Annotated in this window: 25 protein-coding genes and 1 tRNA gene; 14 read left to right on the forward strand and 12 right to left on the reverse strand. The window is 73.5% G+C overall.

Going from position 1 to position 21,287, the window contains the following annotated elements; translation table 11 throughout:
* Positions 1-57: 57 nt before the first annotated feature.
* Positions 58-600, forward strand: coding sequence for a dihydrofolate reductase family protein (locus tag AB0M80_RS32210; RefSeq protein ID WP_364572468.1), 543 nt, complete (start codon positions 58-60; stop codon positions 598-600).
* On the opposite strand, the gene AB0M80_RS32215 is transcribed toward AB0M80_RS32210, so the two are convergent.
* From AB0M80_RS32215 to AB0M80_RS32225, 3 genes are read right to left on the reverse strand one after another with little or no spacing between them, the layout of a single operon-like run.
* Entirely contained in the window at positions 597-1,187 is a 591-nt protein-coding gene (locus AB0M80_RS32215; protein WP_364572470.1) for a TetR/AcrR family transcriptional regulator, read from the reverse strand. The genes AB0M80_RS32210 and AB0M80_RS32215 overlap by 4 nt on opposite strands.
* Positions 1,188-1,191: 4 nt before the next feature.
* Positions 1,192-2,061: an alpha/beta fold hydrolase gene (locus AB0M80_RS32220; RefSeq protein ID WP_364572472.1), complete on the reverse strand. Its 870-nt coding sequence runs from the start codon at positions 2,059-2,061 to the stop codon at positions 1,192-1,194.
* A gap of 39 nt (positions 2,062-2,100) precedes the next feature.
* Positions 2,101-2,733: an NAD(P)H-binding protein gene (locus AB0M80_RS32225; RefSeq protein WP_364572474.1), complete on the reverse strand. Its 633-nt coding sequence runs from the start codon at positions 2,731-2,733 to the stop codon at positions 2,101-2,103.
* Between the two features lie 391 nt (positions 2,734-3,124).
* Here AB0M80_RS32225 and AB0M80_RS32230 point away from each other — a divergent pair, with 391 nt between their 5' ends.
* Positions 3,125-3,640: a VOC family protein gene (locus AB0M80_RS32230; protein ID WP_364572476.1), complete on the forward strand. Its 516-nt coding sequence runs from the start codon at positions 3,125-3,127 to the stop codon at positions 3,638-3,640.
* Here AB0M80_RS32230 and AB0M80_RS32235 read toward each other — a convergent pair.
* Positions 3,637-4,077, reverse strand: a complete 441-nt coding sequence (locus AB0M80_RS32235; protein ID WP_364572478.1) for a DoxX family protein — start codon at positions 4,075-4,077, stop codon at positions 3,637-3,639. The genes AB0M80_RS32230 and AB0M80_RS32235 overlap by 4 nt on opposite strands.
* A gap of 487 nt (positions 4,078-4,564) precedes the next feature.
* Here AB0M80_RS32235 and AB0M80_RS32240 point away from each other — a divergent pair, with 487 nt between their 5' ends.
* From AB0M80_RS32240 to AB0M80_RS32250, 3 genes are all read left to right on the forward strand, one after another.
* A complete protein-coding gene (locus tag AB0M80_RS32240; RefSeq protein WP_364572480.1) occupies positions 4,565-5,830 on the forward strand; it encodes a helix-turn-helix domain-containing protein in 1,266 nt (421 codons plus the stop codon).
* Positions 5,831-5,915: 85 nt separating this feature from the next.
* Positions 5,916-6,164, forward strand: a complete 249-nt coding sequence (locus AB0M80_RS32245) for a hypothetical protein (RefSeq protein WP_364572482.1) — start codon at positions 5,916-5,918, stop codon at positions 6,162-6,164.
* A gap of 74 nt (positions 6,165-6,238) precedes the next feature.
* Positions 6,239-6,868, forward strand: a complete 630-nt coding sequence (locus AB0M80_RS32250) for an NAD(P)H-dependent oxidoreductase (RefSeq protein WP_364572484.1) — start codon at positions 6,239-6,241, stop codon at positions 6,866-6,868.
* 2 nt (positions 6,869-6,870) lie between these two features.
* Here AB0M80_RS32250 and bla read toward each other — a convergent pair whose 3' ends face one another.
* A complete protein-coding gene (gene bla / locus AB0M80_RS32255) occupies positions 6,871-7,785 on the reverse strand; it encodes a class A beta-lactamase (RefSeq protein WP_364572486.1) in 915 nt (304 codons plus the stop codon).
* Between the two features lie 107 nt (positions 7,786-7,892).
* On the opposite strand from bla, the gene AB0M80_RS32260 reads away from it, so the two are divergent.
* A complete protein-coding gene (locus tag AB0M80_RS32260; RefSeq protein ID WP_364572488.1) occupies positions 7,893-8,762 on the forward strand; it encodes a LysR family transcriptional regulator in 870 nt (289 codons plus the stop codon).
* Entirely contained in the window at positions 8,759-9,661 is a 903-nt protein-coding gene (locus AB0M80_RS32265) for a serine hydrolase (protein ID WP_364572490.1), read from the forward strand. Before AB0M80_RS32260 ends, AB0M80_RS32265 begins: the two co-directional genes overlap by 4 nt.
* Positions 9,662-9,829: 168 nt before the next feature.
* Here the strand turns inward: AB0M80_RS32265 and AB0M80_RS32270 are convergent, their stop codons facing one another.
* Positions 9,830-10,396, reverse strand: coding sequence for a cysteine hydrolase family protein (locus AB0M80_RS32270; protein WP_364572492.1), 567 nt, complete (start codon positions 10,394-10,396; stop codon positions 9,830-9,832).
* 52 nt (positions 10,397-10,448) lie between these two features.
* On the opposite strand from AB0M80_RS32270, the gene AB0M80_RS32275 reads away from it, so the two are divergent.
* Positions 10,449-10,739 carry a hypothetical protein gene (locus AB0M80_RS32275; RefSeq protein WP_364572494.1) on the forward strand — a complete coding sequence of 97 codons (291 nt, stop codon included), beginning with the start codon at positions 10,449-10,451 and terminating at the stop codon, positions 10,737-10,739.
* A gap of 4 nt (positions 10,740-10,743) precedes the next feature.
* Here AB0M80_RS32275 and AB0M80_RS32280 read toward each other — a convergent pair whose 3' ends face one another.
* Positions 10,744-10,956 carry a DUF2795 domain-containing protein gene (locus tag AB0M80_RS32280; protein WP_364572496.1) on the reverse strand — a complete coding sequence of 71 codons (213 nt, stop codon included), beginning with the start codon at positions 10,954-10,956 and terminating at the stop codon, positions 10,744-10,746.
* Between the two features lie 57 nt (positions 10,957-11,013).
* The gene (gene selD, locus AB0M80_RS32285) at positions 11,014-12,006 is read right to left on the reverse strand and encodes a selenide, water dikinase SelD (RefSeq protein WP_364572498.1); all 993 of its coding nucleotides are present in this window, start codon (positions 12,004-12,006) and stop codon (positions 11,014-11,016) included.
* A 54-nt stretch (positions 12,007-12,060) separates the two neighbouring features.
* Here selD and AB0M80_RS32290 point away from each other — a divergent pair.
* The 3 genes from AB0M80_RS32290 (at position 12,061) to AB0M80_RS32300 (ending at position 15,153) form a co-directional block, all read left to right on the forward strand.
* Positions 12,061-12,155 (forward strand) — tRNA-Sec (locus AB0M80_RS32290).
* Complete coding sequence (gene selA / locus AB0M80_RS32295; RefSeq protein WP_364572500.1) at positions 12,155-13,438, forward strand: L-seryl-tRNA(Sec) selenium transferase; 1,284 nt, start codon at positions 12,155-12,157, stop codon at positions 13,436-13,438. The genes AB0M80_RS32290 and selA overlap by 1 nt, the downstream gene beginning before the upstream one ends.
* Entirely contained in the window at positions 13,429-15,153 is a 1,725-nt protein-coding gene (locus AB0M80_RS32300) for a SelB C-terminal domain-containing protein (protein ID WP_364572501.1), read from the forward strand. The genes selA and AB0M80_RS32300 overlap by 10 nt, the downstream gene beginning before the upstream one ends.
* Here AB0M80_RS32300 and AB0M80_RS32305 read toward each other — a convergent pair.
* The gene (locus AB0M80_RS32305; protein ID WP_364572503.1) at positions 15,150-16,001 is read right to left on the reverse strand and encodes a helix-turn-helix transcriptional regulator; all 852 of its coding nucleotides are present in this window, start codon (positions 15,999-16,001) and stop codon (positions 15,150-15,152) included. The genes AB0M80_RS32300 and AB0M80_RS32305 overlap by 4 nt on opposite strands.
* Positions 16,002-16,128: 127 nt before the next feature.
* Here AB0M80_RS32305 and AB0M80_RS32310 point away from each other — a divergent pair, with 127 nt between their 5' ends.
* On the forward strand, positions 16,129-16,902 hold the full coding sequence (locus tag AB0M80_RS32310; protein WP_364572505.1) for an SDR family NAD(P)-dependent oxidoreductase: 774 nt from the start codon (positions 16,129-16,131) through the stop codon (positions 16,900-16,902).
* On the opposite strand, the gene AB0M80_RS32315 is transcribed toward AB0M80_RS32310, so the two are convergent.
* The 3 genes from AB0M80_RS32315 to AB0M80_RS32325 all read right to left on the reverse strand — a co-directional run bounded on the left by AB0M80_RS32315 (position 16,893) and on the right by AB0M80_RS32325 (position 19,372).
* The gene (locus AB0M80_RS32315; RefSeq protein ID WP_364572507.1) at positions 16,893-17,771 is read right to left on the reverse strand and encodes an alpha/beta hydrolase; all 879 of its coding nucleotides are present in this window, start codon (positions 17,769-17,771) and stop codon (positions 16,893-16,895) included. The two genes, AB0M80_RS32310 and AB0M80_RS32315, sit on opposite strands and share 10 nt — an antisense overlap.
* Positions 17,772-17,837: 66 nt before the next feature.
* A complete protein-coding gene (locus AB0M80_RS32320; RefSeq protein ID WP_043784207.1) occupies positions 17,838-18,020 on the reverse strand; it encodes a CsbD family protein in 183 nt (60 codons plus the stop codon).
* Between the two features lie 86 nt (positions 18,021-18,106).
* Entirely contained in the window at positions 18,107-19,372 is a 1,266-nt protein-coding gene (locus AB0M80_RS32325; RefSeq protein ID WP_364572509.1) for a cation:proton antiporter, read from the reverse strand.
* A gap of 188 nt (positions 19,373-19,560) precedes the next feature.
* On the opposite strand from AB0M80_RS32325, the gene AB0M80_RS32330 reads away from it, so the two are divergent.
* Positions 19,561-19,905: a hypothetical protein gene (locus tag AB0M80_RS32330; RefSeq protein ID WP_364572511.1), complete on the forward strand. Its 345-nt coding sequence runs from the start codon at positions 19,561-19,563 to the stop codon at positions 19,903-19,905.
* A 39-nt stretch (positions 19,906-19,944) separates the two neighbouring features.
* Positions 19,945-21,273, forward strand: a complete 1,329-nt coding sequence (locus AB0M80_RS32335) for a cytochrome P450 (protein WP_364572513.1) — start codon at positions 19,945-19,947, stop codon at positions 21,271-21,273.
* Positions 21,274-21,287: the final 14 nt, after the last annotated feature.

A 21,287-nucleotide genomic window follows, 5' to 3' on the forward strand; every position in this document is an offset into this window, starting at 1 on the left:
GTAGGTACCGGTGCGGCCGCGCCACCGGGGCGCGGCGAGAAGGCACCGGGAGCGGACATGAGCGTGATCGTCGTCGAGTTCACCACCCTGGACGGCGTCGTCGAGGATCCGGACGGCTCCGCCGGCACGGCCACCGGCGGCTGGGCGTTCCGGCACGGGCCGGAGACGGTGGCCGGGGACAAGTTCCGGCTCGGCCCCCTGCTCGACACCGGGATCCTGCTGCTCGGCCGGACCACGTGGGAGCTGTTCGCGAAGCTCTGGCCCGGCCGTTCGGGCGAGTTCGCCGACCGCCTCAACGCGATGCCGAAACTGGTGGCCTCCCGCACCCTGGCCGACGTCACCGCCTGGCAGAACTCCGCGCTGCTGCACGGCGAGCTCACCGAGGCGGTCGCCCGCGAAGAGCGGGACGTCATCGTCATCGGCTCGATCGAGGTCGTGCGGACACTGGCCCGGCACGACCTGGTCGACGAGTACCGCCTGCTGGTGTGCCCCAGCGTGGTCGGCGAAGGCCGGCGGTTCTTCGAGGGCGTTGCCCACTTCCGGCTCGTGTCGTGCACGCAGGCCGGGGCCGGGGTGCTGACCACCTACCGGACGCGCTAGGTCCGCAGGAGGCTGCCGAGCCACCCGCCGAGGACCTGCTGGACCTCGGCGCGGGTCCGGGCCGGGTCGTCGGCCGCGGCGATCATCCGCGCCGCCTCCATCACCGCGCTGAGCACCAGCTGGGCCAGGGCGCGGACGGGCATCTCGACGATGAGCCCGTCCGCACTGGCCTGCTCCAGCACGGCGACGATCAGGCCGAGGCCGTACTCCGCCTCGATCTCGCGCCAGACGTCCCAGCCGAGCACCGCGGGTGCGTCGGTGAGCGAGATGCGGCGGACCTCCTTGCGCAGGCAGGCGTCGAGGAAGACGCCGAGGCCCTGCAGCATGCCGGAAAGCGGGTCCGCGCCGGCGACGAACGCGGCCCGGACCTCTTCGGTCAGTTCGCGTTCCAGCTCTTCGACGACGGCGCGGAACAAGCCCTGCTTGTCGGCGTAGTGGTGGTACAGCGCGCCGCGGGTGACCCCGGCGGCGCGGGTGATCTCGTCGGCCGGCACGGCTTGGTAGCCGCGGTCGGCGAACAGTTCCCGCGCGGCGGCGACCAGGGCGGCCTTCGTGCCGGCGGAACGGTCCTGCTGGGTACGTCGCACTCGCCTAATCTGCCATGACGCCCGCGAACTCGGCGACGTGGCGGGCCAGCACCGCGGGCTGGTCCTCGGAGACGAAGGTGTAGGAGTCCGGCACCTCGACGAGTTTCGCGTCCGGCAGCAGGGCGGCGAGCCGGTGGGCCAGCCGGATCGGGAACAGCCGGTCCTCCGGCGCCCACGCGAGCAGCACCGGCCGGTCGAACGTGCGCAGCGCCTCGGCGGCCGCCAGCGTGTGCCGCGGGTGCACGTCCCGCAGGAGCTTGCGCAGGTCCCGGCGGACCCCGGCCGACCGGCGCAGCGGCGCGAGGTAGGCCTGCGCGACGGCGGCCGGCAGCGGCCGCTTGACCACCCAGCCGAAGAGGATCGGCAGCGGGTACAGCGCCCGCACCCGCAGGAGCTGCCCGAGCACCGCCATCGACCCGGGGATCCGGGCCAGCGGCGGCAGCGCCTTGAAGATCGGCGGGAAGAAGTACTCGAAGCAGTCGGACGGCGTGAGCACGACCCGGCCGACCCGCTCCGGACGGCGGCTGAGCAGGATCTGCGTCAGCGCGCCGCCGGTGTCGTTCGCGACGAGCGTGACGTCCCGCAGATCCAGCGCCTCGAGGAAGTCGGCGATGACGTCGGCGTTGCCCGCGGGGGAGAGGTCGGCGTCCGCCCGCATCGGGAGGTCGTGCGAGCCGAGCGGCAGATCCGGGGCCAGGCACCGGAACCCGGCCGCGGCGACGTCGGGGACGACCTTCCGCCACAGTTCCGCGTTCGTCAGCACCCCGTGCACGAACACCACCGGGGCCCCGGTGCCCCGCTCGCAGTACCGCACTTCGCCGGCGGGCAGCCGGACGCGGTGCTCCTGACCCAGGGCTTCGCTGCGGGTTGTCATGCGGTCAGGTTACATACATTGTGTATGTATGTAAAGAGTTCAGTAGGCGACGGTGAAGCGGGTCCGGTGGTGGCGCGGCCGTTCGGCCTCGTCCAGCAGGGCGATCGCGAAGTCCTCCATCGAGATCGCCGAGCGGCCGCCGGCGTCGGCGAGCAGGTCGTCACCGCCGAGCCGGTAGTGGCCGGTCCGCTCGCCGGGTTCCAGGAGCAGGGGCGGGCTGGCGTAGGTCCAGTCGACCCCGGTGCCGGCGCGGTACACCTCGTGCTGGTCTCGGCAGGCCGAGGCGATCGGCCGCAGTTCGGCGGGGAAGGCCGGGTCGTCGAGCACTGTCGTCCCGCCGGGAGTGCGCAGGGTGGCCGCGCCGCCCACGGCCAGGAGCCGCACGCCGGTTCCGGCCAGGCCCTCGAGCAGGCTCCGGGTGGTCTGGACGAGTTCCGCTTCGCGGCCCGCTGCCGGCCGGGTCGCGGTGATCACGAGGTCCTGGCCGCGGGCGAGCGAGGCGACGTCACTGGGGTTCGCGGCGTCGCCGGTGCGCACGGTGGCCTCCGCCGGCAGGTCCGCAGCGCGGCGCGGGTCGCGCACGACGGCGGTGACCTCGTGACCGCGGGTGAAGGCTTCGGCGACGACCCGGCGGCCGACGGCGCCGGCGGCGCCGAACACGGTGATGCGCATGGGACTCCTTCGATCGATTGCTTAGCGCTAAAGAGTATAGCTTAGAGCTAAGGTAAGCGAATCGAAGGCGCGGGCGGAGCGTGGACGATGGAGGGAAGGGCACGATCGGCCGAGGTTGCGGTGATGCCCCGGACGTGGCTTCGGGGAAAGGTCGGATCCGGGGCATCACCGCCCGCGGGACGGCTGACACGGCGTCCTGCGGTGGACCCACCCTACGAACCCCCGGGTGCGCTGACCAGGGCCTCGATGCGGTGTCGAAGGTTTGTCGCCCGGTCGGTCACCGGGCGTACCGAGAGTGGGTCTTCGTGAGCTTGACCGGCCCGGGGGTGCGCGCCTAGCCTCAAGTTGAAACTTCAATCGATTGGCGCGCAGCGCGGACCGTGGAGCACCGATGTCGATCTTCCGCCTGAACCACGCCGTGCTCTACGTCCGGGACCTGGCCGAAAGTGTGGCGTTCTACCGGGACGTGCTGGGCTTCGGGTACATCGACGGCGGTGACGCGCATCGCGGCGCGGCGTTCCTGCGGGCGCCCGGGTCGGTCAACGACCACGACCTCGGTCTCTTCGAGATCGGCGCCGACGCCGCGGATCCGGGCGCCGGGCGGACGTCGGTGGGGCTGTACCACCTCGCGTGGGAGGTCGACACCCTCGGGGACCTCGAGCGGCTCGCGGCCCGGCTCACCGAAGCGGGCGCGCTGGTCGGCTCGTCCGACCACGGAACCACGAAGTCCTTGTACGCCAAGGATCCCAGCGGGATCGAGTTCGAGGTCGTCTGGATCATCCCCCGGGCACTGCTGACCGACGAAGACCGGGCCAAGAGCAAGTCCACCGGACGGCTCGACCTCGCGGCGGAGCTGGCGAAGTACGGTCCCGACGCGCGCAGCGGCGTCGGGATTTCCCGCTCTTAGATCGTGGCGTCCGCCCGCGTCGGCTCCGAGGCCCGCTGCCGGGAGGTCCGCTGCCGGGCGGGAAGGTTGCCGAGCGCGAAGCGGCCCGGGCCGACGAACGCGATGAGGAGCAGGGACCAGCAGAACAGGGTGGCCGCTTCGCCGCCGTTCTGGATCGGCAACAGGCCGGTCGGCAGGTGGACGGCGAAGAACGCGTAGGCCATCGAGCCGGAACCGAGCACGGCGGCGACCCGGCTGCCGAAGCCGACGCAGACGAGTGCGCCGCACACGAGCTGGATGACCGCGGCCCACCAGCCGGGCCAAGCCCCGACGGCGGCGGTGGACTTCGCGCCGAAGAGGCCGAACAGCGTCTTGAGGCCGTGGCAGGCGAAGAGGAAGCCGATGACGATGCGGTAGAGCCCGATGACGTGTTCTCGGGCCGGGTCAAGGCGATGCATGGTGCCTCCGGTGAGCGGGGGAGAGGGCGGCATCGAACCGGCCGGCGGTGGGCCGGCCGCTGCGGATTCGATCACCCAGATATACCGCTCGTGGGGAGTTGCCACAAGCTCCAAACGTCGTGTAAACGCGTTTCGAAAATTGCGATCCGCCGGTTACGGTGGTCCGGCATCCCTGGTGGACAAGAAAAAGCCGCCGTACGGGTGATCTTCAAGTGCTGGTCCAGACCAGTGCGGAATCAGGTCCGCTCTTTCGGGATTTTTTTCGAGTCTTTCGAAGCGGCGACTTAACGGCCGACTTAACAAAATCGCGGATCCGATTGCCGCATTCCCTTCACCCGAATGACCCGTTAACGCGTGGCGGCCGCCGTCGGTGATGCGCGCCGGAGGTGTGGACGCGTCACCGTGCGCCGGCTCGCCCGGAGGCGACGTTCGACTTGATCGACGAGTTCCACGACCGGCTTGAGGCAGCACCCCCTAAGGTGGCTCCATGGTGGACGAAGAAGTCGTCTCGGAGCGCATCCGGCAGATTGCCGCCACCCTCGAGGGCCGCGCGGGCGAACTGACCGGGGAACTGGTCCAGCTGTACGCCGCCGACCTGCCGCAGCTGGTCAACGACGACGAGCGCATGGTGAGCCTGCTGTCGGCGAGCGTCTACCAGAACATCGAGACCGCCCTGCAGATCTTCCGGCACGGCATCGACCCGGCCACCGTCGAGCCGCCGGCCGCGGCGATGGAGTACGCGCGCCGGCTGGCGCAGCGCGGCACCCCGGTGTTCGACCTGATCCGCGCGTACGACCTCGGCCAGGCCGCGATGCTCGACTTCGGGTTCGAGGAGTGCACCCGGCTGGTCGACGACGCGGCCCTGCTCGGGGCCATGATGCGCCGGCTGCTCCGGGTCGCCTACGAGTTCATCACCCGGGTCGTCCGCCAGCTCGTCTCCGTCTACCAGGACGAGCGCGACCGCTGGCTGCTCAACCGCAGCGCCGCGCGGGCGGCGAAGGTGGCGGAGCTGCTGGGCGAGAACGGCGGCCCGCCCGACGTCGACGCGGCCGAGACGGTGATCGGCTACCGCCTGCGCGGCACGCACGTGGGGATGATCGTCTGGCACACGTCGGAGGCGTTCGTCGACGACGCGCTGTCGTTGCTGGAGTCGGTCGCGGGGGCGGTGTTCGAGCGCGTGCGCGGGCAGGGGCGTCCGCTGTTCGTGCCCCGGGACGAGGCCAGTGCCTGGGTGTGGCTCCCGGTCGCGCCGGGTACGTCGGTGGGCCGCGAACACCTCGACGCGGTGCTCGCGGAAGCCGACGGCGGTGTGCGGGTGACCGTCGGCGACCCCGGCACCGGGGTCGGCGGCTTCCGGGACACCCACCAGCAGGCCCGCCGGGTGCACGCGCTGGCCCTGGCCGCCGGGGAGCACTGCGACCGCGTGCTGACCTTCCGGGAGGTCGGCACGGTGGCGCTGATGACCAGCGACCTGAACGCGGCCCGGCTGTGGGTCACGAGCACGCTCGGGCCGCTGGCCGCCGACGACGAGAACTGCGGGCGGCTGCGCGAGACGCTGCGGGTGTTCCTGACCTCCGGCGGCAGCTACACCGCGGCGGCCGCCGAGCTGACGATGCACAAGAACTCCGTGCAGTACCGCGTCCGCAAGGCGCAGGAACTGCTGCCCCGCGGGCTCGCCGAGGGGCGGCTGGACGTCGAGCTGGCGCTCGCCCTGTGCCGGCGGCTGGGCGCGGCGGTGCTCTCCCCGGCGTGACTTTGGTGTCCGGGACCACCGGGGCCCAAGATCGTTGGGTCGCGGACACGAAGTCGGCGCGGTGATCTTCCCTTACCGTTTTCCCATGGGTGAGAACGGTGGAATGCTCGCGTTGGTGCGGCTACGCCGAGGTGTCGTCGGCGAGAGCAGACGCGTCTGCCACCTGATCCCCGTTCCCGGCGGCCCGGTGCCCGAGCACCTGACGGCGCTGTGCGGCGAGTCGATCTTCCCCGGCGAAGCCGAGGTGCTCGACGGGTTGCGCGGGATGCCGTGCCACGCGTGCCTGGTGCGCAGTGCCCCGTCGGGACAGGGCTTCCTGGCCAACGCGGGCTGAGCCGGAGCGATCTCCGGGCCCGGAACGCGCGGTCCGGTGTGGACACCGCGGCGGCGTGGCAGGATGGGGACACCATGCTGATCGACGACAAGCCGGTGCTCGTCCTGCTGGCCCATCCCCGGCCGGGGAGCTTCAACCACGCACTCGCCGACCGGGTCGTCGCCGCGCTGACCGAGGCGGGGCGGCCGGTGCGGTTCCACGACCTGTACGCCGAAGGCTTCGACCCGGTCCTGACCGCGGACGAGGCCTACACCAGCGGGACCCGGGCCGAGGAGTTCCTCGCCGCCGAACCGGATCCGCTGGTGCAACGCCACCGCGACGAACTGCGCGAGGCGAGCGGGCTCGTCGCGGTCCACCCGAACTGGTGGGGCAAGCCGCCCGCCATCCTCAGCGGCTGGCTCGACCGGATCCTCGTCCCCGGCGTGGCCTACCGCCTCGACGACGCCGGCGGCGCGCCCGAGTCGTTGCTGGCCCTGCGGCGGCTGCTGGTGGTCAACACCTCCGACACCACGGAGGACCGGGAGCGCACGCTGTTCGGTGACCCGCTCGACGCGATCTGGCGGCGGTGCCTGCCGCCGTACCTCGGCGAGCCGGAGGTGCGCCGGGTGGTGCTGCGGGTGCTGGCCGACGCCGGTCCGGCTCGGCGTGCCGCGTGGCTGGACGAGGTCGAAGCGGAGGCGCGGCGGCTCTTCGGCGGTCGTTAGCGTCAGCGGAGGGCGTCGAGGACCAGCTTCGCCGCCTGCGCGATCAGCCGGTCGTCGTGCTCGGCGTTCTCGGCCTGGCGAGCGGACATGACCACCAGCACGATCGGCGCCCGGCCGGGCGGCCAGACGACGGCGATGTCGTTGCGCGTGGCGTAGCTGCCGGTACCGGTCTTGTCGGCGACCGCCCAGCCCGCCGGCGCGCCGGCCCGGATCAGGGCCGCGCCGGTCGTGTTGGCGCGCATCATGTCCGTGAGCACGGTCCGCTTCTCCGGCGTCAGCGCCGTGCCGAGGGTGAAGGCGCGCAGGCTGCCGGTCATCGCGCGCGGGGTGCTGGTGTCCCGGACGTCGCCCGGCGCCAGGTCGTTGAGGCCGGGTTCGATCCGGTCGACGTGGGTGGTCGTGTCGCCGATCCCGCGCAGTGCGGCGGCGAGTCCCGCCGGGCCGCCGAGCTCCCGGAACAGCAGGTTCGCGGCGGTGTTGTCGCTGTAGCGCAACGCCGCGTCGAGCGCGTCACGCAGCGGAAGGCCGGTGGCGACGTGCTTTTCGGTGACGGGCGAGTTCGGCTGCAGATCGCCGCGGGTGTAGGTCAGCACCTTCGCCAGCCCTTCGATGCTGGTGCGCTGGAGCACGGCGGCGGCGGAGAACGCCTTGTGCGTCGAGGCGTAGCCGAAGCGCTCGTCGGCGCGGTGGGCGATCTCGCGGCCGGAGCCGGTGTCGACCGCGTACACACCCAGGCGGGCGTCGAAGTCGCGTTCGAGCGGGCCGAAGTCCGGCTGCGGCTGCGGCGCCACAGCGGTGGTCGACGGCGGCGACGACGCGGGTGCCGGCGCGGGTGCCGGGGCTTCGGCGGCGCAGGCGATGAGCGCCAGGAGGGCCAGCGCGGCGAGCGCGGCCCGCCGGACGTGGGTGAACGGCACGGGGATTCCTTCCGGTCTTGATCGGCATCCGCAGTCTGGCCGCGTTGGCTCATGCTGTCCAAGACGGAAATGCGCGGTTCGATGCCGGAATCGCATAAAGTGAGGCCGTGGACCTGGTCGGCGGCTGCAGGGCGTTCGTGAGTGTGAGTGAGACGGGGAGCTTCACGGCGGGCGCGGCGCTCGCCCGCATCCCGCAGCCGGTTGCCAGCCGGCGCATCGCCGCGCTCGAGCGGCACTTCGGCGAACGGCTCTTCGACCGGTCGACCCGGCGGGCCCGGCTCACCCCGTTCGGACGGGACGTGCTGCCGTCGGCGCACCGGCTCGTGCAGCTGGCCGACGCGCTGGAACACGACGCGAAACGCGCCCGGCTGCGGCCGATGCGCGTGGCCGTGCCCGCCACCTGCGGGGTGCGGGAGCTCGCCGTGCTCGCCGCCGAAGCCCGGGCGTCGGAGGTCCACCTCGAGTTCCGCGCCGCCGGGCCGGGGGAGCGCGCCGAGCTCGTCCGCACCAGTGAGGTGCGGGCCGCGCTCACCGCCGTTCCGGCCGAGGAAGGTGTGTGGTCGGTGCCGCTGGGCGTCGCCGGGGTCGCGCCGCCGCCGGGCCGGGTCGTGCACCTGGAGACGCTGCGGGCGGGTCGGTCCGCCGGCCCGCGGCGGCGCGTCTGGATCCAGCCCGAAGACGACGTCCCGCACGTCCGGGACCGGGTGTTGCGGGTGCGTGACGCCGTGGGCCTGTCCCCGGCCCAGGTGGCTGTGGCCACTTCGCTGACCTCGGCGGCCGCGGAGGTGTTCGCCTCGGCGGACCTGCTGCTGTGCTCGGTGGCGCAGGCCGACGAGCTGCAGGTGCACTGGTGGCCGATCGGCGAGCTCGACCTGGCGCGCGGTTTCGGCGTCGCCGCCGCGCTCGGCGAGGACGCCGACCGGCTGCGCACGACGTTGCGGACGGCCGTCGGACGCTGCCTGGGGGCGAGCCGGTGACCGCCGAAGCGCTGGTCCGCGACCTGCGCACCGCGCTGGGCGAAGGCGGGCTGCGCGGCTCGTTCCTGGTCCGCGACCTGCGGTCCGGCGCCGAGCTCGGGATCGACCCCGACCACGAGTACCCGATCGCCTCCCTGGTCAAGGTCCCGCTGGCGGCGGCGACGCTGGAGCGCATCCGCCGGGGCGAGCTCGACGGCGCGACGCAGCTGGAGGTGACTCCCGGCGGCGTCACCACCCCCGGGCCGATCGGGTTGACCCGCTTCCGCCACCCGGCCCGCTTGGCCATCGACGACCTGCTCTACCTGAGCACATCCCTGAGCGACGGGACGGCGGCCGACGTCCTGTTCGGCCTGACGCCGCCGGCCGACGTCACGCGCATGCTGGGCGAGTGGGGGCTGGGCGGGATCGCGGTGCGCCACGTCATGCGCGACCTCGTCGAGACCCCGGCCGAGCGCTTCGAGGCGGACGAGGCCGACTTGGCGCATTCACTCGCCATCGGCGCGGCGACGGCCGGCCAGGGACACCGGCTCCCGCAGCTCGACGTCACCCGCGCGAACGCCGCCTCCGCGCGGGCGCTGCTCGAGTTGCTGCAGGCGCTGTGGACGCCGTCGAAGATCGACCCGTCGGTGGCCGCGGGCGTGCGCGCACTGATGGCGAACAACATGATCCGCCACCGGCTGACGCCCGACTTCGCCTCCGACGCGGCCCGCTGGTCCTCGAAGACGGGCACGTTGCTGAACCTGCGCCACGAGGCGGGCGTGGTCGAGCACGCGGACGGCGGCACGTTCGGGGTGGTGGCGCTGACGGAGTCCCGGGTCCCGGCGGTCCTCCAGCCGGAGGCGGAGGTGCTGATGGCGAGGGTGGCACGGTCGCTGCGCGACCACCTGCGCGGCGCGTGAGGGACCGCTTGGGAAAAGGGCCGCGGCGACGCTGAACTCGCCCGGCCGGAACCTGCCCGGCCAGCCGGAACCAACCCCGCCACCCCAACCAGCGGCACGCCTCTTCCACACCTCCGCGGTCGCTGGGAACACCGCCCACCGCCCACCGCCCACTGGCCGCCGCGAGCCTCAGGCCGGTGTCTTCACCCCGAACTCCATATCGGCCGTCTGCACCACTCCCGCCGTCCGGCCGGGCGCCGTCTGATACTGCCAATACATGTTCGTGTGCGCGATGACCTCCCCCGGCGCCGGGGCGCCATACGCCGACAAGTCCTCCGTCGTGTGCGCGTCGGCCACCAGGGTCACGTCGTAGCCGCGGGTGAGCGCGCCGTGCAGAGTGGACCGGATGCACGCGTCCGTCTGCGCGCCCGCCACCACCAGCGCCCCGATGCCGCGGGCCGCCAGCAGGTCCTCGAGGTCGGTGTCCTCGAACGAGTCGCCGTAGGTCTTGTGCACCAGGGGTTCCGGTTCGCGGCGCACCAGTTCCGGCACGTACTCCCACGTTTCGCTGCCGCGCGGCAGCTCCTCGCTGGTGTGCTGCACCCACACCACCTCGGTGCCGGCCGCCCGGGCTTTCTCCACCAGGGTGACGATGTTGGCGAGGACGGTTTCGCGGTCGTGGGCCGTCTTCATCACGCCGTTCTGCACGTCGATGACGAGCAGGGCGGTGTGCGGGCGGCCGGTCAGCGTGGTCATGGCGACACCTTAACCACGGGCACCGACAGTTTTCGGAAGTAGCATGCCCGGCATGGACTACGGGATGCTCTTGCTCGGTGTCGTCGTGCTGGTCGCGGTCGTCGCACTGGGGTCCTCGGCCACGGACCGCAGGCTGGGGCGGGTCGATCGCCGCCTCGCGCGGGTGGAACGGAAGCTGGACGCGATCGCCGACCGGCTCGGGGTGTCCGTCGTGGAGCCGGAACTCGCCGAGGTGGCCGCCTTGCTGCGGCAGGGCAAGAAGATCGAGGCGATCAAGGCCTACCGCGAGAGCACGGGCGCGGATCTGAGGGAAGCCCGCGACGCCGTGGAGCGGCTCGCCTGAAGGCTCAGGGCGCCCCGCCGATGTGCTTGGCGGACACCGCTTCCCAGACGGCGTCGAAGTTGTCGTACCGGTCGCTGTCCGGCAGCCCGCCGAGCGAGCCGAGCACGGAGTCGCCGCCGCCCGCCGCGGCCGCGCGCCGCAGGAGCTCGTCGCGGCCGCACGGGTACTCGGCCTCGGCCAGGTGCTGTTCCAGGCTGGTCCGGTCCTCAGCGGGCATCGCACACCTCCTGATCGTTCTCTTCCCGGGCGTACCCGGCCCGTCCGGCCGGGAAACTCAGCCGACGACGATCGTGTGGTCCGACCGCGGCTCGAGCGACCCGATCACCGGATGGCCCGGCAGCTCCCCGGCGACCAGCAGGCCGCCGGACGTCTGCGCGTCGGCCAGCAGCAGTGCTTCGTCCTCGGAAACCCGGGACAGGTCGGCGTGCGGACGGACCCAGTCGAGGTTGCGCCGGGTGCCGCCGCTGACGTACCCGTCGCGCAGGGCTTCGCGCGCGCCGTCGAGGTAGGGCACGGCCGCCGGGTCGAGGCGGGCGGTGACGCCGCTGGCCCTGGCCAGCTTGTGCAGGTGGCCGAGCAGGCCGAACCCGGTGACGTCGGTGGCGCACACCGCCCCGGCGGCCAGCGCGGCCTCCGACGCCGCGGCGTTCAGCGTCGTCATGGCGTCGATCGCCTGCCCGAACCGCTCGCCGGTGGCCTTGTGCCGCGAGTTGAGCACGCCGATGCCGAGCGGCTTGGTGAGCGTCAGCGGCAGGCCCGCGCGGCCGGCGTCGTTGCGCAGCAGCCGCGCCGGGTCGGCGATGCCCGTGACGGCCAGGCCGTACTTCGGTTCCGGGTCGTCGATGCTGTGCCCCCCGGCGAGGTGGCAGCCCGCCTCGCCGCAGACGTCGAGGCCGCCGCGCAGGACCTCGGCGGCGAGCTCGAACGGCAGCGTCTCCCGCGGCCAGCCGAGCAGGTTGACGGCCACGACCGGCGTGCCGCCCATGGCGTAGACGTCGGAAAGCGCGTTGGCCGCGGCGATCCGGCCCCAGTCGTAGGCGTCGTCGACGACCGGGGTGAAGAAGTCCGTGGTGGCGATCAGCGCGGTGTCCCCGGAGATCCGGACCACGGCCGCGTCGTCGCCGGTGTCGAGGCCGACGAGCAGCTCGCCCGGCGGATCGACGGGCGCGGCGCCGGTGAGGCCGGCCACCGCCGCTTCCAGTTCGCCGGGCGGGATCTTGCACGCGCAGCCGCCGCCGTGCGCGTACTGCGTCAGTCGGTAACCCACCCGTTCATCCTGCCCTCCGGCCGCGACCTTGGCAGGATGACCACCATGGTGCAGGGAGGCGTATCCGGCCTGGTGACCGGCGCGGTCTTCAAAACCGTCGAACGGCAGGTTCTGCCGCTGGCGGGTTCGATTCCCGTCCGCCTCCGCCATGCCTGACCCCCGCCGCGCGATCCCGCGGACCGACGCGCTGCTGGCCGACCCGCGCATCGCGAAGGCCACCGGGGCGCTCGGGCGTGACCTGGTGAAAGCCGTGGTCGTCGCCGCCCAGCAGGCCGCGCGGGCCGGGGAGATCGCCCCGGCAGACGTCGCCGACGCGGTGCTCGCGCGGCTCCCGGCGAGCGCGTCCTCGCTGCGGCCGGTGATCAACGCGACCGGCGTCGTCGTGCACACCAACCTCGGCCGGGCCCCGCTGTCGGTGGCCGCGCTCGACGCCCTCGTCGCGGCCGGCGGCGCCACCGATGTCGAATTCGACCTCGCGACCGGTGACCGGGCCCGCCGCGGCCGCGGCGCGCTGGCGGCCTTGGCCGCGGCCGTGCCGGAGGCCGGGGCGGTGCACGTGGTCAACAACAACGCCGCCGCCCTGCTGCTCTGCGCGCTCGCGCTGGCCCCGGGCCGGGAGATCGTCGTCAGCCGGGGCGAGCTGGTCGAGATCGGCGACGGCTTCCGCATCCCGGACCTGCTGGAATCGGCCGGGGCGCGGCTGCGCGAGGTCGGCACCACGAACCGGACGTCGGCCCGCGACTACGCCGCGGCGATCGGCCCGGACACCGGGTTCGTGCTCAAGGTCCACCCGTCGAACTACCGCGTCAGCGGGTTCACCTCGGAAGCGGCGCTCGGCGAACTGGCCGGGTTCGGCGTGCCCTTGGTCGCCGACATCGGCTCCGGCCTGCTGGCCCCGCACCCGCTCCTGCCGGACGAGCCGGACGCGGCGAGCGCGCTGCGGGCGGGCGCCACGATCGTCACCGCGAGCGGGGACAAGCTGCTCGGCGGCCCGCAGGCCGGGCTGCTGTTCGGCGACGCGGACGTCGTCGAACGGCTGCGGCGGCACCCCGCCGCGCGGGCCCTGCGCGTCGACAAGCTCACCCTTGCCGCCCTCGAAGCGACGCTGCGCGGGCCGGAACCCCCGGTGCGCGCCGCGCTCGAAGCACCGGTCGCGAGCTTGCGGGACCGAGCCGAGACGCTGGTCAAGGCGCTCGGGAGCGCCGACGCGCGCGTGGTGGCGTCGGTGGCGGCCGTCGGCGGTGGCGGCGCGCCCGGCGTCGAACTGCCCAGCGCCGCGGTGAGCCTGCCCGCCCGGTACGCGGCCGCGCTGCGGACGGGCGAGCCCGCCGTGGCCGCCCGGGTCGTCAAGGACCGCTGCCTGCTGGACCTGCGGACCGTGCGGCCGGAAGAGGACGCGAAGCTGCTGGAAGCCGTCCGCCGATGCGGGTGATCGTCACCGCCGGGCACGTCGACCACGGGAAGTCCACGCTGGTGCGGCGGCTGACCGGGATGGAGCCGGACCGGTGGGCGGAGGAACGCCGCCGCGGTCTCACCATCGACCTCGGCTTCGCGTGGACCCGCATCGGCGGCGAAGACGTCGCGTTCGTCGACGTGCCCGGCCACGAGCGGTTCGTGCCGAACATGCTCGCCGGCGCCGGGCCGGCCCCGGCGGTGCTGTTCGTCGTCGCCGCGGACGAAGGCTGGATGCCGCAGTCGGCCGAGCACCTCGCGGCGCTGGACGCGTTCGGCGTCCGCCGCGGCCTGCTGGTCGTCACCAAGGCCGACCGGGCCGACCCCGCCGCCGCGACGGCCCTCGCGCGGCGGGAGATCGCGGCGACGTCGTTGGGGGCCGTCCCGAGCGTCGCCGTCAGCGGCACCACGGGCGCGGGCCTCGACCGGCTGCGCGCGGCGATCGGGGAGCTGACCGCCGGACTGCCGCTACCGGACCCGAGTGCCGACGTCCGGTTGTGGATCGACCGCGCCTTCACCGTTTCCGGAGCGGGCACGGTCGTCACCGGCACGCTGGCCGCCGGCACGATCGCCGCGGGCGACGAGCTGCAGCTCGGCGCGGCGCGGGTGAAGGTCCGCGGCCTGCAGGCGCTCGGCGAACCCCACGCCCGCGTGGGCGCCGTGGCCAGGGTGGCGGTGAACCTGCGGGGAACCGCGCGGACCGAGGTCCGCCGCGGCGACGTCCTGCTCACCCCCGGCCGGTGGCGCACCACGGCCGAGTTCGACGTCCGGCTGCGCGGTGCGGCCGCTGCGGACCTGCACCGCGAGCTGGTGCTGCACCTGGGTACGGCGGCCGTGCCGGTGCGAGTCCGTCCACTCGGGACGGACACCGCACGGCTCACCACGGCCACCGCGCTGCCGCTGCGCGCCGGGGACCGTGGCTTGGTGCGCGACCCCGGCGAGCACCGGATCGCCGCCGGGTTCGACGTCCTCGACGTCGACCCGCCCGCGTTGTCCCGCCGGGGTGCGGCGCGGGCCCGCGGCCGCGAGCTGGCCGACCCCGACCTCGCGCGGACGTACCTGCGCCGCAAGGGTTTCGTGCGCGCGGGCGACTTCGCCGCGATGGGCCTGCCGGAGACGGGGGAGCGCCTGGGCGAATGGTGCGCCGACCCCGGCCGGTTCGCCGAGTTGCGCACCCAGGCCGCGCAGATCGTGGGCGCGTGGGACAGCACGGCCGCGGGCGTACCGGTGGAGGCGTTGCGGCAGCGGCTCGGCCTGCCCGCCGCGGAGCTGGTCGTGCCCGTGCTGGCGGGCACCGGGTTCGAGGTGGCGGGCGGGCTCGTCCGCCGCCCCGGCGCCGGGCTCGCCCCCGCCGTCGAGAAGGCTCTGGCAACGGTGGCGAAGCGGCTCGCGGAGCACCCGTTCCGCGCACCGGAAGCGGACGAGTTGCGGTCTCTGGGCCTCGGACGGCGGGAACTGGCCGCGGCCGTCCGGCTCGGCCGGCTGACCGCGGTGGCCGAAGGGGTCGTCCTCGGCCCGGACGCGCAGGAGCGAGCGGCGGAAGAGCTGCGCCGGTTGCCGCAGCCGTTCACGGTTTCGCAGGCCCGCAGCGCCCTCGACAGCACCCGGCGGGTGATGATCCCCCTGCTGGAACGCCTCGACGCGGCGGGGCGGACCGTGCCGCTCGGCGACGGAACCCGCCGCACCGTGGGTTAGGTCCGGCGGGACGGTTCCCCGACCCCGAGCGACTGCGTCCCGATGACCCCCAGCAGGGCCAGGCGGTCGGCGTCTTCCGTGCCGGGTTCGGCGGTGTACACCATGATGCGCAGGTCGCTGCCCGCGACGCTGAGGACGTCGCAGTCCAGGGTCAGCGCGCCGACGTCCGGGTGGTCGATGGTCTTGCGGGCGGCGTCGTGCTGTTCGACGGTGCCCGAGTCCCAGAGGCCGGCGAAGCGGGTGCTGTGCCGCCGGAGGTCGGCGATGAGCGACCGCAGGCCCAGGTCGTCGGGGTAGCGGCCGTCGGTGCGGCGCAGGTCGGCGACCAACGCCCCCTGCAGCGCGCTGCGCGATCCGGGCGAGTCGCGCACCCGGCTGCCCGGTGTGACGAAGTTGCGCCAGACGCCGTTGAGGTCCTTGCCGTGCCATTCGCCCATGAGCGCCGTGTAGAGCGGATTGGCGAGCAGCTGGGTCCACGCGGCGTCGAAGACGGCGACGGGCGTGCCGGACAGCCGGTCCAGCATGCGGTGGATGCCGGGCGTGATGTGCCGCGGCACCGTGCCGGGGCCCGGGGGAGCGAGGCCGGCCAGGCGGAAGAGGTGGGTTCGTTCGTCCCGGGCGAGGCGCAGGGCCCGGGCCAGTGCTTCGACGACCTGGGCCGACGGGTTCGTGGCGCGGCCCTGCTCGAGCCGGATGACGTAGTCGGCGGAGATGCCGGCCAGCTGGGCCAGTTCCTCGCGGCGCAAACCGGCGGCGCGCCGGCGACCGCCCGCGGGCAGGCCGGCGGCCTGGGGCGAGACGCGGTCGCGCCAGTGGCGCAGGGCCGTGCCGAGTGCGGTGTTCGCCATGCCGTCGATTGTGCAAGCCGGACGGCCGGTTGTCCTGGTACTGCCGGTCCCGGGAAAACGGGTCCGCTTCCGCCGACCGTGGTTCCCGCCGATCGTGGTACCGGAACCCCCCCGGAAGGAACGACCCATGAGCCAGCTCGCCCTCGTCACCGGCGCCACCTCCGGCATCGGCCGGGCCTTCGCCGACCGTCTCGCCGCGGACGGCTTCGACCTGATCATCACCGGCCGCCGCGAGGACCGCCTGACGGAGTTCGCCGCCGCCCACCGCGACGTCGAGGTCCGCACGGTGACCGCCGACCTGTCCACCGGCGACGGCGTCGACACCGTCGCCGCCGTCTGTGCCGCCGAGCCGCTGACGATGCTCGTCAACAACGCCGGCGTCGCGCACTACATGCCGCTGGCCCAGCTGCCCGCCGCCCAGGCCCGTGAACTCGTCCACGTCAAGGTCACCGCACCCACCATGCTCACCCGCGCCGCGGTCGCGGGCATGCAGGAACGCGGCGACGGCCGAATCGTCAACGTGGCCGGGATGATCGCGTTCAGCGGTCCCGCCGGCCACTCCGTCATGCCCCGCCGGGCCGTCTACGCCGGTTCACTGGCCTACCTCGTCGCCCTCTCCCAGACCCTCGGCGCCGAGATCGAGGGCACCGGCGTCCGGGTTCAGGTCCTGTGCCCGGGCGTCGTCGCCACCGAGTTCCACGAGCGCCAGGGACTCGACCTCAGCGCCGTGCCGCGCATGTCCGCCGCCGACGTCGTCACCGCGTCCCTGCGCGGTTTCGAGCTCGGCGAGGTGGTCAGTGCTCCCGGTGTGGAGGACGCCGGCCTGCTCGACGCCGTCTTCCGGGCCGACCTCGCCGCCTTCGGCGGGCAAAGCCCGGAACTCGCCTCCCGCTACCGCTGAACCCCACCGAAGAACTCACCCAGCGCGGCCGCCAGTGCTTCGGGGTTCTCCTCGGCCACGTGGTGCCCCGCCTTGACGGGGTGCCCGCGCAGGTCGGTCGTCCAGGGGCGCCAGACGCCCAGGACGTCGCCGTAGAGGTCTTCCATGTCGTCTTCGCTGGACCAGAGCACCAGGGCCGGGCAGGTGATCCGCCGCCCGGCGGCGCGGTCCGCCTCATCGTGGGCGCGGTCGACGCCCAAGCCCGCGCGGTAGTCCTCGAGCATCGCGGTGACCGTGGCGGGGTCGTGGATCGCGCGGTGGAAGTCGGCGAAGTTCTCCTCGCCGAGCCGCTCGGGGGTGTTCCTCGTGCCGACGTCGTACCAAGCGTCGGGGTCGGCGGTGATCGCTCGTTCGGGCTTTTCCGGCTGGGCGAAGAAGAACCAGTGGAACCACTCCTGCGCGAACCGCGCGTCGCAGCGGGCGAGGGCTTCACCGATCGGGACGGCGTCGAGGATCGCCGCGCCGCGGACGGCCGACGGGTGGTCGAGTGCCAGGCGGGTGGCCACGTACGCGCCGCGGTCGTGGCCCGCCACGAAGAACCGGTCGTGCCCGAGGTGACGCATCAACGCGACGAAGTCCGCCGCCATGACGCGCTTGCTGTAGGGCGTGTGGTCTTCGTCGGTCGGCGGTTTGGTGGATTCGCCGTAGCCGCGGGTGTCCGCGCACACGACCGTGAACCGCTCGGCGAGGAGCGGGGCGACGCGGTGCCAGGTCGTGTGCGTGCGCGGGTGCCCGTGCACCAGCAGGACCGGCGGCCCCGAGCCACCGTGGCGTACCCGCAGGGTCACGTCACCGACGTCGATGCGGTCCAGCGTGAAGCCGTCGAACACGGGCTGCCCCCGAACATGACGCCGCTGCCGCACCCCGGCGTCCGGGGTGCGGCAGCGGAGAACAGGTCACTTCTTGTCCGTAACGCCCTTCACGGCGTCCTTGATCTTCTCGCCGGCCTGCTTGAGCGAGCCCTTGGCCTGGTCGGACTTGCCCTCGGCCTGCCACTGCTCGTTGTCGGTGGCGTCGCCGACGGCTTCCTTGGCCCGGCCCTTGAGCTCTTCGCCCTTGTTTTCCAGCTTGTCGTTCATGGAGTGCACCTTCCGCTGCGGCGACATTTCCGGATCGGCCAGTCGCCAAAAGGGCCTTGCTGCAGAAGTACCCACTTGCTCGCGGGCTACACATCGGCCGGCAGGTGCTCGCCCATCCGCTCGAGCCGCTGGATCGCCGGCTCCGCGAGGACGCCGTGCACGATCACCGACACGGCGACGGCGAGCGCGCCGACCCGCCACAGCACGTCCTGCTGCGGGACCGGGAGGCGGTTGAGCGCGTAGGCGAGGTAGTAGAGCGTGCCGATGCCGCGGACGCCGAAGAACGCGATCGCCGCGGTGGCGGGCCGTCCCGGCGACGGCGCGCCGAGCAGGGAGAGCCAGCCGACCACCGGCCGGACCACCAGCACCGCGACGACGGCGATCACCACTTCCAGGAGGCGCAGCCCGCGGAGCAGGCCGTCGCCGATCGCGAGGCCCAGCCCCAGCAGGGCGAGCGGGACGAACAGCCGTTCCAGCTGGTGGCCGAACGCGTGCAGGACGCCGTGGTACTCGTGCTCGCGCTCCTGCGTCCGCACCGCGACCGCCGCCACGAACACGGCGACGAACCCGTTGCCGTGGCTCACTTCGGCGAGCGCGTAGGGCACGAAGGCGAGGGCGAGCAGGACCAGCCCGTCGGCGTATTCGGCCAGCCGCAGCCGGTCCGAGGGGGTCCGGAAGATGGCCCAGCCGAGCAGCCGCCCGGTGACCAGGCCGATCACGACGCCGATGACCAGGGGCAGCACCAGGTCCACCAGTGCCCAGGAGAGGTCCAGCCGGGGCTCGCTGCCCGCCAGGGCCAGGCCGAGCAGCACGAACGGCATGGTGAGGCCGTCGTTGAGCCCGGCTTCCGTGGTCAGGGTGAAGCGGATCTCGTTGTCCCTGGCCAGTTCCGGCTCGACGTCGGGGTGCGGCACGCCGATGTCGCCCGCCAGCACCGGGTCGGTCGGCGCCAGCGCCGCGGCCAGCAGCAGCGCCACGCCGGGTGCGAGCGCGAGCCACCAGTAGCCGAGCGCGGCGATCGCGAGGATCGACACCGGCATGGTCACGGCCAGCAGCCGCCACGTCGAACCCCACCGGCGCAGGCCGAACGGGCGGTCGACGGACAGGCCCGCCCCGGCGAGCGCGACCAGGATGCCCAGCTGGGTGAAGGACTCCACGCCGTGCAGGTGGGCGGCGGGATCTCCCCAGCCGTCCCCGTAGGGGGCGGGCAACGGCAGCAGCCCCAGCACGACGCCGGCGACGAGCATCACCAGCGGCACCGAAAACGGCCGGTCGGCGACCAGCTTCGGCACGATGGCCGCGGCGAGCGCCAGCAGGCCGGCCACTCCGAACCACACCGTCAACGACGACAAAGGTCTCCTCCTGACCGCTCGTACCCGCACCACCGCGGCCGGGAGACCCGGTCGAGCGCGAGTCCGGGTTCCACCGGGGCGCACCGCGATCGGCCGGGTACCCGTGGGCCGGGTAGCGTGGCCGGGGTGAGGCGCGCCGCGGCCCGGATTCCCGGCGTGCGAGCGGCGAAACCGACGAGGAGGCCGCGGTGACGGCGACGAACGGGGCGGGCGGGCCGTGCCGGTTCTGCGGCAGGCGGCGCGACCCCCGGGTGCCCGGCCGGAACGGGCCGATCTGCGTGGACTGCGTCCGGGCCGGCCTCCGGGTGGCGCGTGACGGTGCGGACCGGCAGAGCGGGGCGGGTGACGTGCTGGCGGCGGTGACGTCGCCGTTGGCCGCGGTCTGCGACTTCTGCGGCCGCCGCGAGCGCCGGACGTTCCTCGGGCTCCGCCGTCCGCTGCTGCGCGTGGACTGCGCGGCGCGGGACGCGGTGATCTGCGTGGACTGCCTGGACCACGCCGGCGATGTGCTGAACGTCGCCCTGCGCGGCTGACGGCGTTTCCGGTCCGGCCGCCGCGGGTAGCCGGGCGCCATGATGTCCACTCGGGAACACACGCGACCTGAGACCGCTTCGGTGGCCGAAACCCTGCGTGTCGCGGTCGAGGTGGCCCTGCCCACATTGGCCGGTGGGGTCATCAAGCGCCGTCCCGCGGCGATGGCGCTGGCCGGGAAGCTGCAGTTCGACCGCCCGGCCGTCCGGCTGCTGCGCCGGCTGCGCGAGCGCCACTACGGGCGCCCGCTGAAGCTGCGCGTCCCCGGCCGGTCGGTGCGGCTGGCCCTGTCCGGTGCGGACGTGAAGAAGCTGCTGGCCGGCGCGCCGACGCCGTTCAGTCCGTCCACAGTGGAGAAACGCGCCGCGCTGAGCCACTTCCAGCCGCACGGTGTCCTGATTTCCGGTGCCGACGACCGCGTGCCCCGCCGCCGGTTCACCGAGGCCGTGCTCGAGCCCGGCCGCCCGCTGCACGAGCTCGCGGCGCCGTTCGCCCAGGCCATCGCGGACGAAGCGGCCGTCCTGCTGAGCGAAGCCACCCGCGACGGGGAACTCGATTGGGACGCCTTCAACGTCGCTTGGTGGCGGCTGGTCCGGCGCGTCGTACTCGGCTCGGGCGCCCGTGAGGACGCCACGCTCACCGATCTGCTCGAACGCCTGCGGCTCGACGCCAACTGGGCGTACCTGCACCCGCAACGCAAGCAGCTGCGCGCACAGTTCCGGCAGCGGCTGACCGCCCACCTCGGCCGCGCCGAGCCGGGCAGCCTCGCCGCCGTGATCGCCGAAGCCGGTGCCGATGCGGCGGTCAGCGCGCCCGACCAGGTGGCGCACTGGCTGTTCGCGTTCGACGCGGCGGGCATGGCGACGTACCGGACCCTGGCCCTGCTGGCGAGCCACCCCGCGGCGCTGGACCGTGCCCGCACGGACCTCGAGGGCACCGACCCGGCCGAACCGAACCAGCTGAGCTACTTGCGCGCGTGCGTGCTGGATGCGGTGCGGCTGTGGCCGACCACGCCGATGATCCTGCGGGAGACCACCGAAGAGACGTCCTGGGGCCCGGCGGGCACCACGGTGCTGATCTTCACCCCGTTCTTCCACCGCGACCCGGACCTGCCCTACGCCGACCGCTTCGAGCCGGAACTGTGGCTCGACGGCCGGGCGGCGGAGAACCCGGCGCTGGTCCCGTTCAGCGCGGGCCCGGCCATCTGCCCGGGCCGTGACCTGGTCCAGTTCTGCGCGAGCACGACGCTGGCGAACCTGCTGCGCAACCACCGCTTCGAGCAGGCGTCGGGTCCGGTGCTGGCCCCGGACCGCCCCCTCCCGGCGACCCTGGACAACTTCCACCTCCGCCTGAAGCTCCTGCCGGGCTGACAAGCGGCCCAAGG

It is taken from the genome of Amycolatopsis sp. NPDC051045, from assembly GCF_040682955.1.
Lineage (GTDB): Bacteria > Actinomycetota > Actinomycetes > Mycobacteriales > Pseudonocardiaceae > Amycolatopsis.

What these genes read in the sequence shown, in the direction of transcription:
- AB0M80_RS32280 (WP_364572496.1), bottom strand. Translation starts at nt 10,956, where the DNA reads ATGCCCGCTGAGGACCGGACCAGCCTGGAACAGCACCTGGCCGAGGCC.
- AB0M80_RS32320 (WP_043784207.1), bottom strand. Translation starts at nt 18,020, where the DNA reads ATGAACGACAAGCTGGAAAACAAGGGCGAAGAGCTCAAGGGCCGGGCC.
- AB0M80_RS32210 (WP_364572468.1), top strand. Translation starts at nt 58, where the DNA reads ATGAGCGTGATCGTCGTCGAGTTCACCACCCTGGACGGCGTCGTCGAG.
- AB0M80_RS32270 (WP_364572492.1), bottom strand. Translation starts at nt 10,396, where the DNA reads ATGACCACGCTGACCGGCCGCCCGCACACCGCCCTGCTCGTCATCGAC.
- AB0M80_RS32220 (WP_364572472.1), bottom strand. Translation starts at nt 2,061, where the DNA reads ATGACAACCCGCAGCGAAGCCCTGGGTCAGGAGCACCGCGTCCGGCTG.
- AB0M80_RS32245 (WP_364572482.1), top strand. Translation starts at nt 5,916, where the DNA reads ATGGGTGAGAACGGTGGAATGCTCGCGTTGGTGCGGCTACGCCGAGGT.
- AB0M80_RS32225 (WP_364572474.1), bottom strand. Translation starts at nt 2,733, where the DNA reads ATGCGCATCACCGTGTTCGGCGCCGCCGGCGCCGTCGGCCGCCGGGTC.
- AB0M80_RS32230 (WP_364572476.1), top strand. Translation starts at nt 3,125, where the DNA reads ATGTCGATCTTCCGCCTGAACCACGCCGTGCTCTACGTCCGGGACCTG.
- AB0M80_RS32275 (WP_364572494.1), top strand. Translation starts at nt 10,449, where the DNA reads ATGGACTACGGGATGCTCTTGCTCGGTGTCGTCGTGCTGGTCGCGGTC.
- selA (WP_364572500.1), top strand. Translation starts at nt 12,155, where the DNA reads ATGCCTGACCCCCGCCGCGCGATCCCGCGGACCGACGCGCTGCTGGCC.
- AB0M80_RS32310 (WP_364572505.1), top strand. Translation starts at nt 16,129, where the DNA reads ATGAGCCAGCTCGCCCTCGTCACCGGCGCCACCTCCGGCATCGGCCGG.
- AB0M80_RS32250 (WP_364572484.1), top strand. Translation starts at nt 6,239, where the DNA reads ATGCTGATCGACGACAAGCCGGTGCTCGTCCTGCTGGCCCATCCCCGG.
- AB0M80_RS32335 (WP_364572513.1), top strand. Translation starts at nt 19,945, where the DNA reads ATGATGTCCACTCGGGAACACACGCGACCTGAGACCGCTTCGGTGGCC.
- AB0M80_RS32240 (WP_364572480.1), top strand. Translation starts at nt 4,565, where the DNA reads ATGGTGGACGAAGAAGTCGTCTCGGAGCGCATCCGGCAGATTGCCGCC.
- AB0M80_RS32235 (WP_364572478.1), bottom strand. Translation starts at nt 4,077, where the DNA reads ATGCATCGCCTTGACCCGGCCCGAGAACACGTCATCGGGCTCTACCGC.
- AB0M80_RS32305 (WP_364572503.1), bottom strand. Translation starts at nt 16,001, where the DNA reads ATGGCGAACACCGCACTCGGCACGGCCCTGCGCCACTGGCGCGACCGC.
- AB0M80_RS32300 (WP_364572501.1), top strand. Translation starts at nt 13,429, where the DNA reads ATGCGGGTGATCGTCACCGCCGGGCACGTCGACCACGGGAAGTCCACG.